The 20,166-nt window shown below is 57.7% G+C and carries 11 protein-coding genes; 5 read left to right on the forward strand and 6 right to left on the reverse strand.

Annotated elements, in window-relative coordinates; translation table 11 throughout:
• The first annotated feature begins 6 nt into the window (after window positions 1–6).
• Both fapE and fapF read left to right on the forward strand, forming a co-directional pair.
• Entirely contained in the window at window positions 7–747 is a 741-nt protein-coding gene (gene fapE, locus AC3IUA_RS16440) for a fibril amyloid subunit FapE (RefSeq protein WP_489355401.1), read from the forward strand.
• Between the two features lie 45 nt (window positions 748–792).
• Window positions 793–2,073 carry a fibril amyloid transporter FapF gene (gene fapF, locus AC3IUA_RS16445; RefSeq protein WP_489355402.1) on the forward strand — a complete coding sequence of 427 codons (1,281 nt, stop codon included), beginning with the start codon at window positions 793–795 and terminating at the stop codon, window positions 2,071–2,073.
• A gap of 104 nt (window positions 2,074–2,177) precedes the next feature.
• On the opposite strand, the gene AC3IUA_RS16450 is transcribed toward fapF, so the two are convergent.
• Window positions 2,178–3,503 (reverse strand): sigma-54 dependent transcriptional regulator, encoded by a 1,326-nt coding sequence (locus AC3IUA_RS16450; protein WP_489355404.1) that lies wholly within the window; start codon window positions 3,501–3,503, stop codon window positions 2,178–2,180.
• Between the two features lie 355 nt (window positions 3,504–3,858).
• Between AC3IUA_RS16450 and AC3IUA_RS16455 the strand changes: the two genes are divergently transcribed.
• Window positions 3,859–4,128: a hypothetical protein gene (locus AC3IUA_RS16455; RefSeq protein ID WP_489355406.1), complete on the forward strand. Its 270-nt coding sequence runs from the start codon at window positions 3,859–3,861 to the stop codon at window positions 4,126–4,128.
• 66 nt (window positions 4,129–4,194) lie between these two features.
• Here the strand turns inward: AC3IUA_RS16455 and AC3IUA_RS16460 are convergent, their stop codons facing one another.
• Window positions 4,195–9,375 (reverse strand): dermonecrotic toxin domain-containing protein, encoded by a 5,181-nt coding sequence (locus tag AC3IUA_RS16460; protein ID WP_489355407.1) that lies wholly within the window; start codon window positions 9,373–9,375, stop codon window positions 4,195–4,197.
• A 489-nt stretch (window positions 9,376–9,864) separates the two neighbouring features.
• Between AC3IUA_RS16460 and nhaB the strand changes: the two genes are divergently transcribed.
• Entirely contained in the window at window positions 9,865–11,367 is a 1,503-nt protein-coding gene (nhaB, locus tag AC3IUA_RS16465) for a sodium/proton antiporter NhaB (RefSeq protein WP_489355409.1), read from the forward strand.
• Window positions 11,368–11,381: 14 nt separating this feature from the next.
• Here nhaB and AC3IUA_RS16470 read toward each other — a convergent pair whose 3' ends face one another.
• The 3 genes from AC3IUA_RS16470 to gnd are packed head-to-tail and all read right to left on the reverse strand — an operon-like array spanning window position 11,382 to window position 14,694.
• Window positions 11,382–12,200, reverse strand: coding sequence for an HAD family hydrolase (locus AC3IUA_RS16470; RefSeq protein ID WP_489355411.1), 819 nt, complete (start codon window positions 12,198–12,200; stop codon window positions 11,382–11,384).
• Window positions 12,197–13,717, reverse strand: a complete 1,521-nt coding sequence (zwf, locus tag AC3IUA_RS16475; RefSeq protein WP_489355413.1) for a glucose-6-phosphate dehydrogenase — start codon at window positions 13,715–13,717, stop codon at window positions 12,197–12,199. Before zwf ends, AC3IUA_RS16470 begins: the two co-directional genes overlap by 4 nt.
• Window positions 13,714–14,694: a phosphogluconate dehydrogenase (NAD(+)-dependent, decarboxylating) gene (gnd, locus tag AC3IUA_RS16480; RefSeq protein WP_489355415.1), complete on the reverse strand. Its 981-nt coding sequence runs from the start codon at window positions 14,692–14,694 to the stop codon at window positions 13,714–13,716. The genes zwf and gnd overlap by 4 nt, the downstream gene beginning before the upstream one ends.
• Before the next feature lie 275 nt (window positions 14,695–14,969).
• Here gnd and AC3IUA_RS16485 point away from each other — a divergent pair, with 275 nt between their 5' ends.
• Window positions 14,970–15,155: a DUF6026 family protein gene (locus tag AC3IUA_RS16485; protein ID WP_489355417.1), complete on the forward strand. Its 186-nt coding sequence runs from the start codon at window positions 14,970–14,972 to the stop codon at window positions 15,153–15,155.
• Between the two features lie 42 nt (window positions 15,156–15,197).
• On the opposite strand, the gene AC3IUA_RS16490 is transcribed toward AC3IUA_RS16485, so the two are convergent.
• On the reverse strand, window positions 15,198–20,159 hold the full coding sequence (locus AC3IUA_RS16490; protein WP_489355419.1) for a dermonecrotic toxin domain-containing protein: 4,962 nt from the start codon (window positions 20,157–20,159) through the stop codon (window positions 15,198–15,200).
• Window positions 20,160–20,166: the final 7 nt, after the last annotated feature.

The raw sequence follows: 20,166 nt of genomic DNA on the forward strand, positions 1-20,166 counted from the left end.
CATTCAATGAAGACTCCAATCTGGCTAGCCGTGATTTGCCTGGCCGCCAGCCTGCCGACCCAGGCACAGACGTTCAAACCCATTGAACTGAAGGATCAGGAATTGGCGACCCTGCGAGGCCGCTATGTCATGCCGGGACGGATCATCAGTTTCGGCATTGTCATGACCAGCGCTTGGCAAAATGCCAACGGTGAAGTGATCGGGGCAACTTCCTCGATGCAAATTCAACAATCGACCATCCAGCCACAGTTCTATGTGTCGATGATCGACGAAAAAGGTAATGGCACAGCGCCTTCGCAAGGCACCGGTACCGTCACTGGCGGCAGCGGCCTCAACAGCACCGAAGGCGTCACTCAAGTCGTGCGTGCCGCCGGCGACAATAACACTGCCTACAACAACGTTGATATCAACGTCACAAAGGCTAGCCAAGCGCCAGCAACGCAACAGCAGGGCCAGGTATTGACCCCAGGCTCGACGTTGGTCGGCGCCAATGGCGCGGGCTCGCTGAGCGTTTCCTCGACCGGTACGGGTGTGCAACTCAACATCGTGGCCAACAACAACCAGGGCAGTAGCGTACAACGCCTGGCCCAGGGTGGGCTGATGCAGAACACGACTTTGCTCGGCGGTGGCAACCAGGTCAGAAACCTCACGTCCTTCAATGTCGTGCTGCGTGACAACGTGCCGACAGCCGGGTCGCTGAACGGCAACCTGGACCAGCTCAAAGGTCTTCGCACTCTCGGATTCTGATCTACGCTCAGTCTCATCAGATGTGTCAGAAGGGACGGCTAACCCATGCACCGATCGTTAACGTTCAGCGCTATCGTTTGTTTGAGTAGCCTGGCCCCGGCCACACTGCTATACGCAGCTCCGGACCCCCAGGTCGAAGCATTAAAACAAGAACTCATGGAGTTGAAAAAGCGTTACGAAGCACAACAGAACGCGCTGATGGTACTCGAGCAACGCGTTCGCCAAGTCGAAGAAACACCTGCGACACCTGCGCCCAAACGCCTGACCAAATCCCCCGCCGAAACGGCCAAGGGTGGCCAGACGGTGACCGCAGGTGCGCCGGGAACCACAGGCAGTTCATACGGCCAATCGCTCAAGGACGATTCGGCGCCTGCGCAAAGCGTTTCCAACCTGTATGACGAAGCCAGCGGCTTCTTCGGTGGCGGCAAGTTCAGCGTCGAAACCGGCCTGACCTACACGCACTACGATACCCGTGCATTGGTACTCAACGGCTTCCTGGCACTGGACTCGATTTTCCTCGGCAACATCAACCTCGACCGTATCAAGGCGGATAACTGGACCCTGGACCTGACCGCCCGCTACAACACGGGACAACGCTGGCAGTTCGACATTAACGTCCCCGTGGTTTATCGCGAATCGACGTATTCCTCCGGTGGCGCCGGTGGCGCAGGCCCGGTGACGTCGGACGCAACCGTTACCCGCGACCCGACCATCGGCGATGTGAACTTTGGCGTTGCTTACAAGTTTCTGGATGAGTCGGCCAAACTGCCCGACGCGGTCTTTACACTGCGCGTCAAGGCACCGACCGGTGATGACCCTTACGGCATCAAGCTGGTCAATGACCCGAACAACGATAACCTCTCGGTACCCGAGGACTTGCCTACCGGCAATGGTGTCTGGTCGATCACCCCGGGTATCTCGCTGGTCAAGACCTTCGACCCGGCCGTGCTGTTCGGCAGCCTGGCCTACACCTACAACATGCAAGACTCTTTCAGCGACATCAGCCCTCAGATCAACTCCAAGGTGCCCGGGGACGTGAAACTGGGCGATTCCTGGCAGATCGGCGCCGGCATTGCATTCGCCTTGAACGAGAAGATGAGTATGTCGTTCTCGTTCACCGATCAGTTCGCCCGCAAGAGCAAGATCAAGCCAGATGGTGGCGATTGGCAATCGATTTCCAACAGCGATTACAACTCGGCCAACTTCAACATCGGCATGACCCTGGCAGCAACCGATAACCTGACGATCGTTCCCAACCTGGCCATCGGCCTGACCGACGACTCGCCAGACTTTTCCTTCAGCCTGAAATTCCCGTACTACTTCTAATCCACAAAGTTGTAGATCAAAAGATCGCAGCCTGCGGCAGCTCCTACATTGGAATGCGTTCCCCTGCAGGAACTGCCGCAGGCTGCGATCTTTTGATCTTGTGTTCAACGTATCTGATGCTTGTGCAACAAACGGTAGAAGGTAGGCCTGGATATCCCCAGCACCTTGGCGGCGATGCTCAAATTATCGCTGTGGCGGTTAAGTACATCGCACAAGGCCTGGCGCTCTGCCCGGTGCTTGTAGTCCTCCAGCGTGCCCATCGGCGCGGCAATGGCCTGCTGGCTGATCAGCCCCAGGTCCCGCGCCTCAATTTGCCGCCCTTCGGCCAGTACCAGCCCGCGGCGAACCCGATTGGCCAATTCGCGCACATTGCCCGGCCAATCATGTTTGCCCATGGCCACCAACGCGTCCTCACTGAAACTGCGCGGACGCCGCCCGGTTTCCTGGCTGTAGAAATGGGAAAAGTGGTTGGCCAGCGTCGACAGGTCACCATGACGCTCACGCAGCGGCGCAGTGACGACTTGTAAAACGTTCAACCGATAATACAAATCCTCGCGGAAGCGCTTTTTCTCGATGGCGGCTTCAAGATCGACGTGGGTCGCCGCCAACACCCGTACATCGACTGGAATCAGCTGGCTGCCGCCGACCCGTTCGATGTGCTTTTCCTGGAGAAACCGCAGCAGATTGGCTTGCAATTCCAACGGCAGGTCGCCGATTTCATCGAGGAACAGCGTGCCACCGTGTGCCGCTTCGATACGGCCGATCTTGCGTTGGTGAGCGCCAGTGAACGCGCCCTTTTCATGGCCGAAAAGTTCGGACTGAATCAGGTGTTCGGGGATTGCACCGCAGTTGATCGCCACGAACGGCCTGCTGTGGCGTTGCGATTGCCGGTGCAGGGTTCTTGCGACCAGCTCCTTGCCAGTGCCGCTCTCGCCGCGAATCAACACCGGCGACTCGGTAGGCGCCAGTTTGCTCAAGAGCTTGCGCAGCTCGCGAACCGGCCGACTGTCGCCGAGCAACTCATGCTCCGGCTGGTCGACGTGAATCGAGCCTTGCCCGCGCAACCGCGCCATGCCGAATGCCCGCCCCAGAGTCACCTGGACCCGGGAGACATCGAACGGCAAGGTATGAAAATCAAAAAACCATTCGCAAACAAAATCGCCCACATTCTGTAATCGCAGAACGTCCTGGCTGAGCACAGCGATCCACTCCGTGCCGCTATGACTGATCAACTCCTTGACCGCCTCCGGTCGCTCAAGGTGACATGTCTGCAGGCGCAGCAGGCCGACATCGCAAGGATGGTCGGCGGCGGCCTCCAGGGTACAGCTGTCGACGTCCCAACCGACCGTGCGTAAACCGGGCAGCAAGCGGTGACAATCGTCACAGGGATCGACCACTAGCAGTCTTCGTAAGGCAGGCGCTTCGATCATGACTGTTCCTTGGCGCCAAATTTAAGAAATGTTATTAGAAACAGTCATTTGGCAGACCTGGATGTAACATTAGCAAGAACTTGACGCTACCTTGTACCGTTTGATTATAGGACTAATGCCTAATGGTCCTGTATTTGTTATAAGAACTGGCTTGGTTAGTGGCCTAACGAATTAAAACCTTTCATTCTTCTTTCGAAATGCTTGTTTTAGAGCAGCAAACGAAAGAACATTAAAAAATTCTGTTTTTGTATGTGACCTGTGTGACCGGAGTGTCATCAATACAAGTAACCAGCCGGACGGTAGGAAGCCCACGGACGGCATATCATTTGTTTGGGCTTTTCGAGAGATAATGACCATGGACGCCCCGCTCCGTATCAACGAAGCTCTTTTGATTGCCGGCCACGCCTTTGAACCCTTTCAATGCGTCGCCTGGGCCCCACAAGACGGTAATGGTGAACTCAGCCTGACGGTCATCGACCGGACCTGCACGCCCATTATTGGTCACAAGCGGATTCCTAGCAGTGCCTATACCGATCCGGCGCAACTGAAACACGTGCTGGAACAAGCCCGCGCCGAACTGAGCGAGGAAGGCTACGAACTGCAATCCTGGGCAATGCCAAAATAGCTGAAGGTTGCGGATCGCATAGCGCGATCCGCAAATCGCCTTGATGAAGGGCAATGCAGGAGTGTCTTACGCCGATACTTGCGATAAGTACTCCAACCGCCTGAAATAAATAACCCAATCAGCCAATACGTGCGCCTCTATCTTGCGGAAGGTGCCGCCATCGGCTTTTCTGGGCTGCACCCCGGCAACCATTCTGATGATTTTATTATTACGGTAAGCCACCGCAAGATCCCCCACCAACGAATAGTCTTTTGCCGGATACATTCCAAGTAACCGCTCTATCCAGCCGTTCGACAAAACAAGATGATCTTTGCCATACAGCGTCATCGTCGTATACCGCGCTTGCCTTACCACTATGCAGAAAATAGTTTCACTGCCCGGGAGCCTGGCCAGCAGAGCATTGGTTGCCCCTGAACTGCTGGGACCTTCCAGGCTTTGATGAACGAATCCCAGCTCCGTCAGTTTCTCTTGAACAACTGTACTTGCCCGGGTGTTTTTACCGTGTGTGTTCAGCCCCTTCCACTCTGCCCCGGTAAACCTCGCCGCTCTCCCTGCATCCAGTTTGAAATCAACGCCCTCAAGTTCTCCGAAGGGAATTGGCTTGAGCTGTCTGATTGACATGTGTTCCGCCGTGACGGTAATGGCATCGAGGTTTTCCAGAAGGTTGAGCGGTGTTACCTCGATCGCCGAAACCCGGTTCCAGTTCCTTTGCGCCTGCCAGTAATTCGCCAGCTTGTTTCCGGTGATTGCGCCACTTGACGGGTCCTGACGGGCGATCAGCCAGGCCTCGATGGCTTTGCTGGTGCCTTCTGTCAGCGTCGGGACAGCTCTGTGGATCACGCTATGAAGATGCTTGCCCTGCTCCAGCAAAGGATCGAGCGGAAACCATTTTTTCCCCGGGCTGGAAAAATACGCCGGCAGTGGCTGCTCGGACACCGGGCCGTCGATCCAACGGTGTAAATCGAGAATATCCCATGCTGATAATGTTCCCGGGGATTTCACAAAAACCAGTGAAGGATCAGAGGTCAGAAGCACCTCATAATGAAACGGGCCTATTTTAATCGCCTGGAACTGACGATACCGGGCTACAACCGTGTAAGTCTCAATGAGGCCAGGGTTACGGGTGAGCTGCTCGAACTCCTTGAGTCTCCACTCTGCCGGAAGAGGCTCAACACGCAATTGCTGTTCAAAAATAGCATCGACCAAGGACTGATCAAGTGGTTTTGACACTGGACTCCCACCTTCGGTCGTCCTGACAAAAGCCCCCTGAGAGGCAGGCTTGTTTCCTCGACTCGGCCCTGGCTGCGGCGAACCCGGGCGTTTGCGCGGCTGGCCTCTGCCACCGCCTCCGGCCAGACCATGAGCGGCCTGAAACTGCCACTCTCCGAACTCATCCAGCCTTACCGCTCGCTCAACCTGACGCTTGGCGGTTTTCTTCAGAACCAGAACGCCCGCACCTCTGTAAACCTCGTGAGTACGGCCGTTCCTGGGAATCAGCTGCACGCCATTCTTCATATAGCTACCTTGGTCGACAGGACCGCTGAGAGCCACAGCGCCGTCCAGGGAAATCGCGGATTCATAGCCATCAAAGGAGGTCATGACATAGTTCTTCTTACCGCCGGCTGCCTGACGCAATGCGGCTCGACCATTGGCCTTGAGAAGTTGTTGTCGCTTGAGGCTGCTCAACGAGGTCTTTAATGCGCCGCCTTTGGCTACCCCCCATGAAACCGGTATGAGACTGATCAGGACCTCCAGAGATGACAGCACCACGACTTCGACATTTTCAAGGATTTGCTTTGGGCTGCCGCCTTGATATAGACGACCGATCGCTTGAAACAGCTCATAGAAACTCACGCCAATCTGCACTACCGGTACCAGTGAAAGCCCCATCCGGATGTAGCCCCAGTTCCGGGCGGAGTCTTCCTGCTTGCGGAGGGTGTCGAGATCAGCCTTGGAACGACCGAGCAAACTCGCTCTGTCCACCAGGCGATAAGCATAAAAATGGGCCAGTATCAGGGCCAGTTCATACAGTTCAAGCCTGACGGAGGTCAGCCACCCTCCTGGATGGTAATTTACTGTGACGTCGATGACCTTTTGCAGCGCATTGAAGTCGATGTCGGGATCAATTTTTTTCGCCCAGGGTTCGAATCTGACGGGATCCCTGATCAAGCTCATCAGATAGTCTTCGGCAGTTTGCAGACTGTCGTGTTCGATCAAGCATTGGCCGTTGTCGAACGTGCTGATATAGAGCAAGGTCTTGCCGGTTGCCTTGTCATGAATCAGCACAATAGCGTTCAAATAAGTTTGATGAATCCAGGCTCCGACGTGCGCCAGTACCGGGGCTCGAAACTCAATATCAACGTTGTTCTTTTGCAGGTCGCGGGCGTTTCGGGCAGCAAGGGCCGTCTCGAACAGACCAATCGCTGCAGGCGACAGCCCCTTCAAGCGCGCCAGCATCAGCTCCAGCTCGGCCCTCTGCCGGTAAGGTCGGGTCATGAGCTGCGCCGCGAGCGACTCTGTCTGAGTAATGGCTGGACCAGACTTGCCGTAGCAGGTCTGGAAAATCAATTGCTGGTACTGCCCGAGAATGTCCAGTGCACTGATGGTTGTCACCAGGTAAAGTCCGTTCAGCCGCGCTTCCCAACGCTTGTCGAGCACCTGCACCTGACCAATGCGCAACGAGTTGAGCGACTGGCGATCGATGTTCTCCAGGGCCAGTTGCAGCAGGCTGTAGTCCTGCCGTGTTTTGCTGACGAGGATGTCTTCGCGCAGCCCGAGGTATAACAGGATCTTGTCGGTGAACCTGCCGGAGATCAGCGTGGCTGCGGCGTGGTCGGGGATATCGAGCAGCGGCGCCTCAATGTCCAGATCCGCAAGGCCATCTTTTTCCAGCTGCTCCTTGAGCCTGTCTCGGGCGAAATCCAGCAATGCCGGCAAGGTATGCAGTTTCGCCGCGAGGATGTTGCTGCTCCGAGCGTAGTGCGCCAACAAGGCGACATAGTCCTCGCGCTCCCTGGGCGTCACTTTCAACAGCCACTCATGCTCCTTTTCAATCACCGACAGGCTCAGGCGCGCCATGGCGATATTGTCGAACGCCTGATCCCTGGCAGCATGCTCAGGCACCCGCAGACTGAGTTCCAACGCTTGACCGAGTTCTGCAAGAGCGAATGGATCACCTGCCACCTCGAGCAGACTCCGCCGGTAACTGGCCAACTGGCGGCGAACGCTGTGCTCCATTGCCGGCCCCTTGATTGCCGTTAACGACAAGGGGGCCGGCGTGGAAACCGGCAGGACTTTCAGCAGATCGTTGACGGCCTGCTGATCGCCAACACTGATATAACTCCAGAGGTACGCGCCGTACCGACTCCGCAGAGCACGCCCCAGGCGAAGCTTCAACGCCGCCAATGAGTGGAATTTCTCCAGGCCTCCATTCGCTCCCGGCAGGTAGAGCAAGGACGAATGGGCCGCATCGGGATTGCGCATGGCGCTCCATGTGGTCACCACCAGCGCTCCGGCCAACTCGTACCCAGGATCATCCGGGCCGATCGAGATACTCAGCACCTGGGTTTCACTCTCCTGCGGATCAAGCTCGACACTGGCTTGCAGCACCGTATCCAGCCGCGCCACATCGACTTCGTCCAGTTGGCCTTCCAATAGCTGGAAATCCGCCTCCTCATATAATGCGTCTGTTCGCCACCAAGCTATTTCCTCCTGGCGCTCGCGACCTGTCTGCTCCAGCCGCTGCGTCCAGAATGCCGGGCTGCTCAGGTTTTCCCCGAGCCCCTGCAGAACCTGCTGCGCATTCAGGCGGTCGGCTTGCAACGCTGCCTGGCGTTTGAGGCATTGGCTGAATGGCGAAGTGTCCTTTTCCGAGTCGTGCTCTTCAAGCAGGACCAGTACGTTACGTTCGTGTCGCTCGATTTTTTTCCTGCGCAGGGCCACGGCCAGTTCGGGCGCCAGGCTACCGAAAGACAGATCGTCGTCAGCTCGTTCGACACCGAGGGCGATCTGTTGGCCAATGGCAAAGGAGATGCTCCGCGATACGGATGCAGTCGCAATACCCGAACGGAAGCTCTCCAGGCGCTCAGTAATCTGCAGGACACCCTGTTTATCGAGTGCCGGCTCGGAGTCCATGAACAACAGGGGTAGATTGCCCTCCCGCGCGCTCTTGAACTCATTACGAGCTTGCGTACGGATACTTTGGGTTGCGCTGTGATTGAGGGAATGGCTGGTCACTGGCCGGTAATCCAGCACAAACGGCAGTAGCCGTTGTTCTCCGGAAAAGCCGGAAAGCAACTGCTGTCGCGGTTCCAGGGGCAACATCTGCCAGATCAGATGGCGTTGCGAGGAGCTCAACAAGGCCCTGACCCTGTCCTCAAGTGCGCTGCGGTTCAAAGTATCGACAAAGGGTTGTTCCAGACCCGGCATGAACAGCACTTGTCGCGCCGGTTGACTGATCAACAAACATCCGCTGAACGGCACAGGTAATTGATCCTGCCCCTTGAGACACAGTTCGAACACTTCAAGGCGCGCCAGTTCCGCACCGGCATCGCTGCGCATGGCGGGTGTCGGCGCATCGATTACCGCCTGCACCATGCTCAGCCCTTCAGCCGACAACTCGCCAATGCCATGTGCAAGATCTGCCTGAGCCCTGAACAGTCCAGCACGCAATTGGCCTGCCTGCGCCTCACGGGATAACGCTGAACCGTCTGCCAGCCCTTTCCAATAAACGCTCAAGGCCTTTTTCAGGGCCTCGGAAACGTCGAGTGCGGCCACCTCAGCCAACAGTGCCTGTGCCGTGAGTCTGAATGCCTGGTTGATCTCGGGTCCCGTCACCCGTGTTTCAAACCCGCTGGTGACCAGCCCCGCGCGCAGGGAGTTCGCCGTTACTTGGGTCAACGTATAGACCACAGGTCTGGCGTCTGGAGGCTCTCTGAAGGTCAGCAATAGCTGATCCGGATCAACCCCAAAGGCCTCGGCCAGTTGCCCATGGATGACCGAGCGCAGCCCAGGCATTCGGGTAAAGAGTGCGCGCAAGGTGTTACTGGTCAGTCTTGCACTATTGATCGCCGCTTCCAGGCGGTTCAACGCTAGATCGGGCTGACTGCTGGCTTCAAGAAAAACCGCCAGCCCGGCTGCTGTCCGGGAAGCCTGTGTCGGCTCCATGACAGAGGCCGGTTGGCTGGTGGAGAGATCGAGTTGACCTGCCACAGGCGGGTCACTGGGGAGTAAAACGTTATTGTCCATCACATACTGCCTTTCATCCCTGGAAAGAACACAGCTAACGGCAGTTGGTGTTCAAGCGGGCACTACATAGTTACTTCCAGAGCCAATGCCGGATCAAAAGATCGCAGCCTGCGGCAGCTCCTACGGGGGTTTGTGTGCACCCGGCCCATTGCGGGTGTACCCGATCGGCGCGTAGGAGCTGCCGCCAGGCTGCGATTTTTTCGGCGGCACCGCAAAGGCCGGATCAAAAGATCGCAGCCTGCGGCAGCTCCTACGGGGGTTTGTGTACACCCGGCCCATTGCGGGTGTACCCGATCGGCGCGTAGGAGCTGCCGGCAGGCTGCGATCTTTTCGGCGGCACCGCAAAGGCCGGATCAAAAGATCGCAGCCTGCGGCAGCTCCTACGGAGGTTTGGTTGCACTCACATAAAAACCGAGACTGCAGCAACGCACCTTGATATTCCCTTTCGCTTCCGGCAACTTGCGCGCCTCTCAACACAAGGAGTTGCCGATGTCCGGTTCAATGGCCCAGGCTTTCGCGCACAATTTTCTCGGGCATTCACCACGCTGGTACAAGGCAAGCATTGTCGCGTTCCTGATTCTCAACCCGCTGGTGCTCTGGACAGTCGGTCCGGTGGCGGCCGGTTGGCTGCTGGTGGTGGAGTTCATTTTCACTCTGGCCATGGCGCTCAAGTGCTACCCGCTGCTGCCCGGCGGGCTGCTGCTGGTCGAAGCCCTGCTGCTGCGCATGACCACGCCCCAGGCGCTGTATGAAGAACTGCTGCACAACTTCCCGGTGATCCTGTTGCTGATGTTTATGGTCGCGGGCATCTACTTCATGAAGGACCTGCTGCTGTTCCTGTTCTCGCGGCTGTTGCTGGGGGTGCGCTCCAAGGCACTGCTGGCGTTGATGTTCTGTTTCCTTTCGGCGTTTCTCTCGGCGTTTCTCGATGCCTTGACGGTAACGGCGGTGATCATCAGCGCCGCGGTGGGCTTTTACTCGGTCTATCACCGTGTGGCCTCGGGCAATGATCCGCGTCAGGACAGCGAGTTCAGCGATGACCAACTCCTGCCGAAGCTGCATCACCAGGACCTCGAACAATTTCGCGCCTTTCTGCGCAGCCTGTTGATGCACGGCGCGGTGGGTACGGCGCTGGGCGGTGTCTGCACCTTGGTGGGTGAACCGCAGAACCTGTTGATCGGCCATGAGATGGGCTGGCACTTCGCCGAATTCTTCCTGAAGATCGCCCCGGTCTCGTTGCCGGTGCTGGTGGCGGGCCTGGTGACTTGCGTGCTGTTGGAGAAGTTGCGCTGGTTCGGTTACGGCACCGTGCTTCCGGATAACGTGCGTGCGGTACTGGCCAACTATGCCGCTGAAGACAACGCCGAACGCACCCAACGCCAACGAGCTGCACTGCTGATCCAGGGCCTGGCGGCATTGATCCTGATTGGCGGGCTGGCGTTTCACATTGCCGAGGTCGGGCTGATCGGCTTGATGGTGATCGTGTTGATCACTTCGTTCACCGGCATCACCGAGGAGCACCGCATCGGCAACGCCTTCAGGGATGCAATGCCGTTCACCGCGTTGCTGGTGGTGTTTTTCGCGGTGGTGGCGGTGATCCACGATCAACAGCTGTTCACCCCTTTGATTCAGTGGGTGCTGGCCCTGCCGCCGGAACAGCAGCCAGGCATGCTGTTTATCGCCAACGGCCTGTTATCGGCCATCAGCGATAACGTGTTCGTCGCGACGATTTACATCACTGAGGTCAAGCAGGCGTTCCTTTCCGGCCATATGAGCCGCGAACACTTCGAGACCCTGGCTATCGCCATCAACACCGGTACCAACCTGCCAAGCGTGGCGACCCCGAATGGGCAAGCGGCGTTCCTGTTTCTGCTGACTTCGGCGATTGCGCCGCTGGTTCGCCTGTCGTACGGACGGATGGTCTGGATGGCGCTGCCATACACCGTGGTGATGGGGGTGTTGGGGTGGTATGCGGTGAGCTATTGGTTGTAAGCCCGTAGCGATACTCAGCGCGGCAGGATAAACCGCTCGATGGCCTCTGCCGCGCCATCTTCGACATTGCTGCCGGTGACCACATCGGCCTGCCGTTTCACCTCCTCTGGCGCCTGCCCCATGGCAATCGAAAGCCCCGCGCGATCAAACATCGGCGGGTCGTTGCCGCCATCACCAATGGCCGCGGTCTGCTCCAGCGTCACGCCGAGGAATTCGGCCAGGGTGGCCAATGCATGCCCCTTGGTCGCCTGCATCGCGGTCACGTCCAGATAGATCGGTTGCGAACGCGAAACCTGGGCCTGCCCCTCGACTTCGGGTTGCAGCCGCGCTTCCAGCTCAATCAACAATGGCCCATTGGCACTGGCGGCGACGATTTTATCGATGCGTTCCAGATAGGGTTCGAAATCCTCGACCGTCACGGGCGGATACCCCAGGCTGTGCTGTTCCCGGGCAACCATCGGGCCGTTCTCACGCAGCAGCCAGGCGCCGTCGGCGAAAACCCAGACCTCCACCTCCGGCTGTGTGGAAAACAGCGCCAGGCTGGTGATTGCCGCGTCACGCGGCAGGTAATGGGCAACCAGAAAGCTGCCATCCGGGTGAACGATGGTACCGCCATTGAACGCAGCCGTTGGCAGATCGACGCCCAGGGCTTCGATCTGCTGCAGCATGGCCCTGGGCGGTCGGCCGGTCGCCAGGCTGAAGAACACCCCGGCCTCACGCAGCGCCCGAACCGCCGAGAGGGTGCGCTGACTGAGGCTGTGGTCAGGGAGCAGCAAGGTGCCGTCCATGTCGCTGAGCAAAAAGCGGATGGGCTGTGGGATGGCCTCACTCATCCGAGGCTATGCCAGACGCGACCGTCACGAATCAGCAACTCCTCTGCCGCGGTCGGACCGTCTTCACCTGCCGGGTAGGTCTGAACATTGGAGTCTTCTTTCCAGGCGTCGAGGAACGGTTGCACGGCGCGCCAGCCATTCTCGATGTTGTCGGCACGCTGGAACAGCGTCTGGTCACCTGTCAGGCAGTCATAGATCAGCGTCTCGTAACCGGTGGATGGCTGCATCTCGAAGAAGTCCTTGTAGGCGAATCCCAGCTCGATATTGGCCATGTCCAGCGCCGGCCCCGGACGTTTTGCGAGCAGGTCGAACCACATGCCTTCGTTGGGCTGGATCTGGATCCTCAGATAGGTCGGCTGCAACTCATCGACTTCGGTATCGCGGAACGGTGCATAGGGCGCAGGCTTGAAGCAGATGCAGATTTCCGTGTCGCGCACACTCATGCGCTTGCCGGTGCGCAGGTAGAACGGCACCCCGACCCAACGCCAATTGTCGATCATCACCTTGAGTGCAACATAGGTTTCGACACTGCTGTCGGGCGCCACTTTCGGCTCTTCGCGGTAACCAGCCACTGGCTCGCCGCCGAGTTCGCCCGCCGCGTACTGGCCGCGCACCGAATTGGCTCGCGCATCGAGGGTGGACCAGGGGCGGATAGCGCCAACAACCTTGGCCTTTTCCCCACGCAGCGCATCGGCGCCAAAAGCCGCCGGCGGTTCCATCGCGACCATCGCCAGCAACTGGAACAGGTGATTGGGCACCATGTCCCGCAACGCGCCGGTGGTTTCGTAGAAACTGCCGCGGGTCTCGACCCCGACGGTTTCTGCCGCGGTAATCTGCACGTGGTCGATGTAATGGTTATTCCAGAAGGCCTCGAACAGGCTGTTGGAGAACCGGCTGACGAGAATGTTCTGGACGGTTTCCTTACCCAGGTAATGATCGATCCGGAAGATCTGTTTCTCGGTCATGACCTTGAGCAGGCAGGCGTTCAGTGCTTCTGCAGTTTGCAGATCGGAGCCGAAGGGTTTTTCCACGACCACCCGGCGAAAGGCTTCCGGGGTTTCTTCAAGCAGGCCGCAAGCCCCCAGGCGACGCACCACTTCGCTGAAAAAGCGTGGCGCGGTCGCCAGGTAGAACACCGCGTTGCCGGTGCCACTGGCGGCAATTTTCGCCGCCAGTGCCTGATAGGTGCTGTCATCGAGGAAGTCGCCCTGCACATAGCTGATGTTCTGCGCCAGCTTGGCCCACAACGCGGGGTCCAGAGTCTCCTCGCCTTTGCCGACCTTGTTGGCCACCTCGGTGCGGATAAAGTCTTCGAGCTTCTTGGCGAAGTCCGCATCGCTGATAGCGTTGTGGTCGACGCCAACGATGCGCAGTCCATCGCTGAGCAAACCGTCACGACTGAGGTTGTACAGCGCCGGCATCAACAGGCGCTTGACCAGGTCACCGTGGGCGCCGAACAGGAACAGCGTGGTCGGCGGTGCGGGCTGGGCCTTGTTCTTTTTTCGCCGCGCGGTCATTTTTTCGGGGTCTCGACATGGCCGCCAAAGCCGAAGCGCATAGCCGACAGCAGTTTGTCACCGTAGGTGCTTTGTTGCCGCGAACGGAAGCGCGCGAACAGCGAGTTGGACAGTACCGGGACCGGCACCGATTGCTCCATGGCGGCCTCGATGGTCCAGCGGCCCTCGCCACTGTCGGCTACCGCACCGGAGTAACCGTCGAGTTTCGGATCGCTGGCCAGGGCGTCAGCGGTCAGGTCCAGCAGCCAGGACGAAACCACGCTGCCGCGACGCCAGACTTCGGCGATGTCCGCGACATTCAGGTCGAAACGTTGATCTTCCGGCAGGTTTTCCGAAGACTTGGTCTTGAGGATGTCGAAACCTTCGGCGAAGGCCTGCATCATGCCGTACTCGATGCCGTTGTGGATCATCTTCACGAAGTGCCCGGAACCCGCTGGCCCGGCGTGGATGTAACCGCGTTCGGCGCGATCATCCTCGGCGACCCGGTCCCTGGTTCGCGGAATGTCGCCCAGGCCCGGCGCCAGGCTGTCGAACAGGGGGTCAAGGCGTTTGACCACGTCGCTATCACCGCCGATCATCATGCAGTAACCGCGTTCCAGGCCCCAGACGCCTCCGGAGGTGCCGACGTCGATGTAACGAATGCCTTTCGCCGATAACGCCTTGGCGCGACGGATGTCATCCTTATAGAAGGTGTTGCCACCGTCGATGATCACATCGTCGGCGTCGAGCAATTGGCTCAGGGTATCGATGGTCTCTTCGGTCGGTGCGCCGGCCGGCAGCATTACCCAGACCGCGCGCGGTTTTTCCAGGCCGGCGACCAGTGCCGGCAAGTCGACAACGCCGGTGGCGCCCTCTTCGCTCAAGGCGCTGACGAACGCCGGATTACGGTCATAGACCACGGTGGTGTGCCCATTGAGCATCAAGCGTCGCGCAATATTGCCACCCATGCGGCCTAGTCCAATGATCCCCAGTTGCATGTGTCGATGCTCCTAACTACAAATAAATACGTGAAAAAGGTTATAGCTCAAGGAGGCTAATGAGGGTTAGTCCAGAGCGTCTGGACATAGTTTCCCATCAAATGGACTCAGTGCGCCGGATAACGTCGAAAATCACGCCGAAGACACAGCGACAATAAAAAATAAAAAAGTTCCATTTATATGAAAAAGAAATCAGAATCAGCGCCGATGGTGGTCCGACCCTCAGACTCGAGCGGCGGAACCACAGTTGTGACACACCATTTGCGAGGTGAGCAATGGGTACCGTACTTTCCGCACGTCCTGCACAAACCCTTTACGTCACCATTCGCCGTGACGAACTGCGCCAGATCAAAGAAGAGCGCGAGCAATTGATCTATCAGGTCGCGCAACTGCGCCAGCAATTGCAGGCACTGGGTTTCGAAAATCTGACGCCGCGCACGCTCGTCCGCTCACAGGATTGATCTGCGGCTACTGGCCCCTTCGAGCCAGTCCCGCAGCGACCATTAATTGCCGGTCTTGAAAAAGTACTGATCGGCGAATTTCTGGCTGATGTCCCCGGACTTGACAGCCCGGACCTGCTCACCGTTGCGCGCCTCGCTCAACTGGTCCTGGTAGGTCTTGAACCTCAAGGCCTTTAGCTTCAAGTGCCCTTTGTTGATGAAACGGGTACTTTTGGCCGGGCAGTGAAAATGCGCATACCACAACAGCTCTTTGTGCCCATTTGCGCTGATGTTTTTCTCGTCGAGTATCGCGTATTCCAGCAGAAAATCCGCATCCCTGGCGGTGCTTTTGTCTGTCCACATCGGCTCCGCAACGCTGATTTCACCCTGCTCCAATAGATACTGGAAACGCCCGGCACTGGGAGGCAGGTCCCTGGAAGTCTTGATACGCAGTAACCTGGCCTCCTCTATCAATCTTGCGCTTTGCTGGCCTAACCGGGTCTGCACCTCGACAGTCGCCGGTTTGCGTTCCTGCTCGCCGAGTGCCGCCAGGCCTTGACTGATCTCACTGGCGGTTTTCTCCAGCTCTTTGGCTCGGTTCTCCAGCATTTCTTGCAGACTGACAGGCTCGGGTGCGCTGCGGGTCGGCTTTTTCACCCACTCGATAAAGGCATCCACTCCCTCCAGCAGTCGTTTTCCCTTTGCCGTCAAACTGTTCAACCACCCAAGGTCCTGTTTCACGGACGGGGCCGGCGGTTTGATTCGCACTTGCCAATCCTCCTGACCTTCAGCCTTGTAATAGCTGATCGGCTGGCCACCCAGCGGGTCGCTCATGCTCACTTCTTGTGGCTCACCTGCTTGCTGCACAGAAAAATCGCCGACCAGCATTTCCTGGTTATTGCTTTTGAATACCTTTTTGGTCGGTTTTTTTGCCGGCCTGACCGCTGGCTTCCTGTGCGGCGCTGGCAACATTTCAGGTAATGCCTGCGCCTGGGGCAGATCCTCATCAAGAATCTGCCTACTCAACGCCTCTTGAGCGCTCGTCTTTAACGCGGCCAGCCGGTTCTGAAAACGTTGCAGGAAATCCTGAGGAACCGGAGGGTTCTGCGCACTTTCAAGAAGCCTGCCCATCGATGCGGCGAGGTCATATTGGTTCAACGCACTTTCCAGCACCATGATTCGCTCGAAGGCCCCATAGCCGTCGTGTTGCAGCACTTCCCATTGCGCATTGGCCGCGCCGCTGACGTTCGTTTGTTGCAACACGTCCCTGGCGATACTTTGAACGGCTGTATCGCCGGGTGCCGAACGCCCGCTGAGTGCCCGCTTCAGGCATTCCAGCTCTCTGAGCCTCCACCCTTTGGATGTCGTATTCTCGGTCGTGAATTGTTGACGCACCCGTTTACCGTTTGAAGCCGAAAATTCTTCCAGCTCATCGAATGTCGACTCCACTTCCTCGAAGGCCTCAATAAGGCGAACCAGAGAATCCAGTGCTCGTCGCTGCACCGTCACAAAGGCGTCGTAGGGCATTTCGATGGGGCCTGGCTCCAGACCGGGCGAGGGAAATAGCACCTCGGTTGAAAGGCCCGGATCAGGATGTTCCACATGCAAGGCCCGAAACTTCTGGCCAACCTCTTCATATTGGACCCGCGCGATCTCCGACAAGTTGACCACGATATCCTTGCTGTAAAGCGCAGCGTCTTGTTTGTTGAGCTCCACGACTTCGCGCATGACCGCAACCTTCTCTCGCTGAAGCCTCACAACGTTCAATGCGGCCTGCTCAACAGCCATATCCGCAGCGAACAGACGAGGTTGCTGAACTGTTTTCAACAGTTTGATCAACTGTGGCCGCTGCTCAGCAGTGGCATTCTCGATTTGGATATTGAGTTGCTTAATTGCGTCAGAAACCTTTTTGCGACTCTCGGCGACTGCGTTCAGAGAGGACTGCGCCGCTGGCAATTTGCTCTTCGCCGCCTTCAGTCTGGCGTCACACTCAAGCATTTGCCCATCCCTTGCTTTTGCACGGGCTTCTTTATCTTTCAGCTTTTCTGCCAGACTCACCCTGGACCTGGAGTCCTTTTTCGGCCCACCACCACGCACCCGGAACTCCGGGGCGACTTCCCAGAGACCGCCGCCATTGTGTTTTAGCTGTAGCCAGGGAACCGGTTTGCCCTGGCTGTCCAGAAGAAACACATACTCGCCCCCTGCTGGAACAACCTCAGCCCACCCCTGCCCACGAAGACGAGCAGGAACACGCGCAAACCAACGCCCGTCCACCACTTGAATGCCTTTCAACGGCGCCGCTTGAACAGGCTCCTGGTCTTGCAGGGTATTTTTCACAAGACGCTCCAGCAACGCCTGCGCATCACCGGATATCGAGGTGGAGAAGTCCACGACCGTTTCGGTTTTTTCCAGGAGTTGAGTGCCATCCACTGCATCCGCGAGCCGAATACTCGCTTCACCGGCTCCACGAGCACCGGGGCGAGCTCTGGGCACGTTTTCAGGGATCCCGGGCAACTCATTGGTCCGACTGATCAGCCTCGAGCCCAATGAGTTCAGCCCATGGGTCAGCAATACCGCCCCCAGGTTGATCAATAGCTGAACCAACAGCGACTGTGCCGGGGCATGGTCGCCGCGCTTTTCGGCTTCGAGGATGTCTCTCACGCTTTGCGCCAGAATGATCAACCCGCCGACCACCGCAAAAGGCCCCTGCACCAGTGGTAAAACAGCATTGGCAATTGCGAAGCGTGTCACGTTGAACCGCTCCCAGCGAAATTCGTCCCCCGAGACGGTTTTTTCATCCGCCGTGCGCAGTACGATTTTCGCATCGGCTTCATAGAGATGAACGAGCGGATCACCATCAAACTCGCTCTCCGAGAGTAATGGATGGCCAGTCTTGCGATGCCACAGAGCCGTTCCTTTCAAAAAGAACAGGAAGTCGATCTCGTAGCGAGCGGCCGGATTATTGAAACCATTACTGACGTAGGTCGCTCGCGCATCGGGCTCCAGCCAGTCCAGGACACTTTCACGCAAGGATAATTGTTTCTGGCTGCCGTCGGGCTGTGTGACCGGCTTGCCTCGCGGAGTGTTACTGCGCAGCTCGTCCATAAAGGCTTCCCGGGAGGGGAACTCGATCAGGGACTCTTCATAGAAGGGACGGTAGAGCACAATCGGCGCGCTCTGGATTCCCGGCCTTGGACCGATCAAAAACATATTGCGCACTTCACCCGAGGGTTTCCAGAAAGCGTGTTCGACCTCCGAGTGCGCCTGCTCAGCCTCAGGTTCGAAAGAAAGTGGGCCTAGCACGATTTCTTGTCCATCGACATGTCGCCCCGCTGGCTCGGGATGCATAAGGGCCGCGACATAACGATAGCCTTGTTGTGAAAATCCAGACTCCCCCTTGATCTTCAGTTTTAGCGCCTGCGTCGGCAATGTAACCCTCAGCAGCTGTGCATAGCGTCTCTCACGCATGGCGCGTTGCGACGGGTCATCGAGCAGGTCGCGCTTGACCCGCTCAGGGTAGACCTTGCCAATATCCACCTCACCGATCAACCTTCCCAGGTATTCAGGCGTCATCCAGGACGGCACCGCAGCATCGTCCTGGTACTTGACTGTGGTCAGGATGAAGGGCAGTCCAAGGATATTTTTCAGGGCTCGCTGCGTGAGGCTCGATGTCTCGATAGTGTAATCCCGGGTATGAATATCCCCATCGATCACATCGAAGGGGGTCCTGTTGCTTCGGTACTGCGAGACGATGATCTTGTCGGGATCAAGGCTCCCCGCCTCATCCGGTTTCCCCTGCCTGGCAGCCTCTGCGATCAACGCTTGATGCAGAACCTGGCCGGCGAAAGATTCCACCGAGGGAATATCGTGGTTGTAGGCTTTGCCGCCGTTCTGCAGCTGGTACATGGCCAGGTCGAATACATAACGGCTGTACTGCTCGACATCTTCACCGCTCGCACTCTTCAACCAACTCTCGAGGGTGTCCCGAACCTCCAGGAACCGGGTTTGTCGATCTCCCCCAGGGGTTCGATCGATGATCAATGCGGCCAGGTCAGTCACCTGTTCATAGCATTTGCCCAATGCCACCAGATCCCAATCTGCCAAAGGTTCCAGGGCTTTCAGGCTCTCAAGCTGGTTATTCAGGATCGCCTGAGCCTGGCTGACGAAGACATTGCCCTTTATTGCATAAGGCTGCATATCGACCGCATCGATCAGCAATCGGTTGCCCAGCCTGGAACCTTCCTGATCCGCAAAATCCTTCAGCGACGCAAACGTCTTGAAGGTCCCCGACGGGCCGAACAGCAGAACGATTTCACGGTCATTGACCTCGCGCGTCACCAGCATTTGCGCGGACAAAGATGCAACGTGGGTATCGGCGATTTGAAGTTTGTAGTCCACGAGAAACGCCTGTGCGCATTGCTGGCCATACATCGCGCTGCGTTCATCTTTGATGGGGCAGTTGATTATCTGCATCAACGTATCGGTTTGATCGACGTCCAGGCCGGCCGACATCCCACTCTCGGTGACCCGGGTCAACAAGGCGTACTTGATCACATTGCCGAGCCAGCGTCCGCGAGTATCGCCATACGGGAGCGCCTCGCTCCAGTACTTCGCCAGCGCCTGTTGCAGTGCCGGGATAATGGTTTCCGGCAATACTTGGAGTAATTCCTCAATCCGGCGTAGATCGACGGGTAACCGGTGATTGATACGGATACTCAGGTAATACTCTTCGGGACTCTCCCAGCGAGGCATGCCAGTGATACTTTGGGTCACGACATCCAGCAGGGGTTTACGATGGTAGCCATCAATACGCCGACCTTCATGGTCGGTTATCCAGTTCGGGGTGTTCAGGCTAACGTGGGAAAGATCGACATCCAGCGCTGGATACTCGCTCTTCAGCGCCTCGCTGAACAGATCCCGGGCCACCGAAACCAGGGTCGGCCGACTCTGAAACCTGACGAGTACCGCTTGCGCCAGCGCATCGAAGGACATGGGGTTATCGGGTAGTGCTTGATCGTTGGGCATTTTCAAC

The organism is Pseudomonas sp. KH_050 (assembly GCF_057838875.1).

Coding starts and splice junctions, on each gene's coding strand:
- fapE (WP_489355401.1), top strand. CDS start 7: ATGAAGACTCCAATCTGGCTAGCCGTGATTTGCCTGGCCGCCAGCCTG.
- fapF (WP_489355402.1), top strand. CDS start 793: ATGCACCGATCGTTAACGTTCAGCGCTATCGTTTGTTTGAGTAGCCTG.
- AC3IUA_RS16450 (WP_489355404.1), bottom strand. CDS start 3,503: ATGATCGAAGCGCCTGCCTTACGAAGACTGCTAGTGGTCGATCCCTGT.
- AC3IUA_RS16455 (WP_489355406.1), top strand. CDS start 3,859: ATGGACGCCCCGCTCCGTATCAACGAAGCTCTTTTGATTGCCGGCCAC.
- AC3IUA_RS16460 (WP_489355407.1), bottom strand. CDS start 9,375: ATGGACAATAACGTTTTACTCCCCAGTGACCCGCCTGTGGCAGGTCAA.
- nhaB (WP_489355409.1), top strand. CDS start 9,865: ATGTCCGGTTCAATGGCCCAGGCTTTCGCGCACAATTTTCTCGGGCAT.
- AC3IUA_RS16470 (WP_489355411.1), bottom strand. CDS start 12,200: ATGAGTGAGGCCATCCCACAGCCCATCCGCTTTTTGCTCAGCGACATG.
- zwf (WP_489355413.1), bottom strand. CDS start 13,717: ATGACCGCGCGGCGAAAAAAGAACAAGGCCCAGCCCGCACCGCCGACC.
- gnd (WP_489355415.1), bottom strand. CDS start 14,694: ATGCAACTGGGGATCATTGGACTAGGCCGCATGGGTGGCAATATTGCG.
- AC3IUA_RS16485 (WP_489355417.1), top strand. CDS start 14,970: ATGGGTACCGTACTTTCCGCACGTCCTGCACAAACCCTTTACGTCACC.
- AC3IUA_RS16490 (WP_489355419.1), bottom strand. CDS start 20,159: ATGCCCAACGATCAAGCACTACCCGATAACCCCATGTCCTTCGATGCG.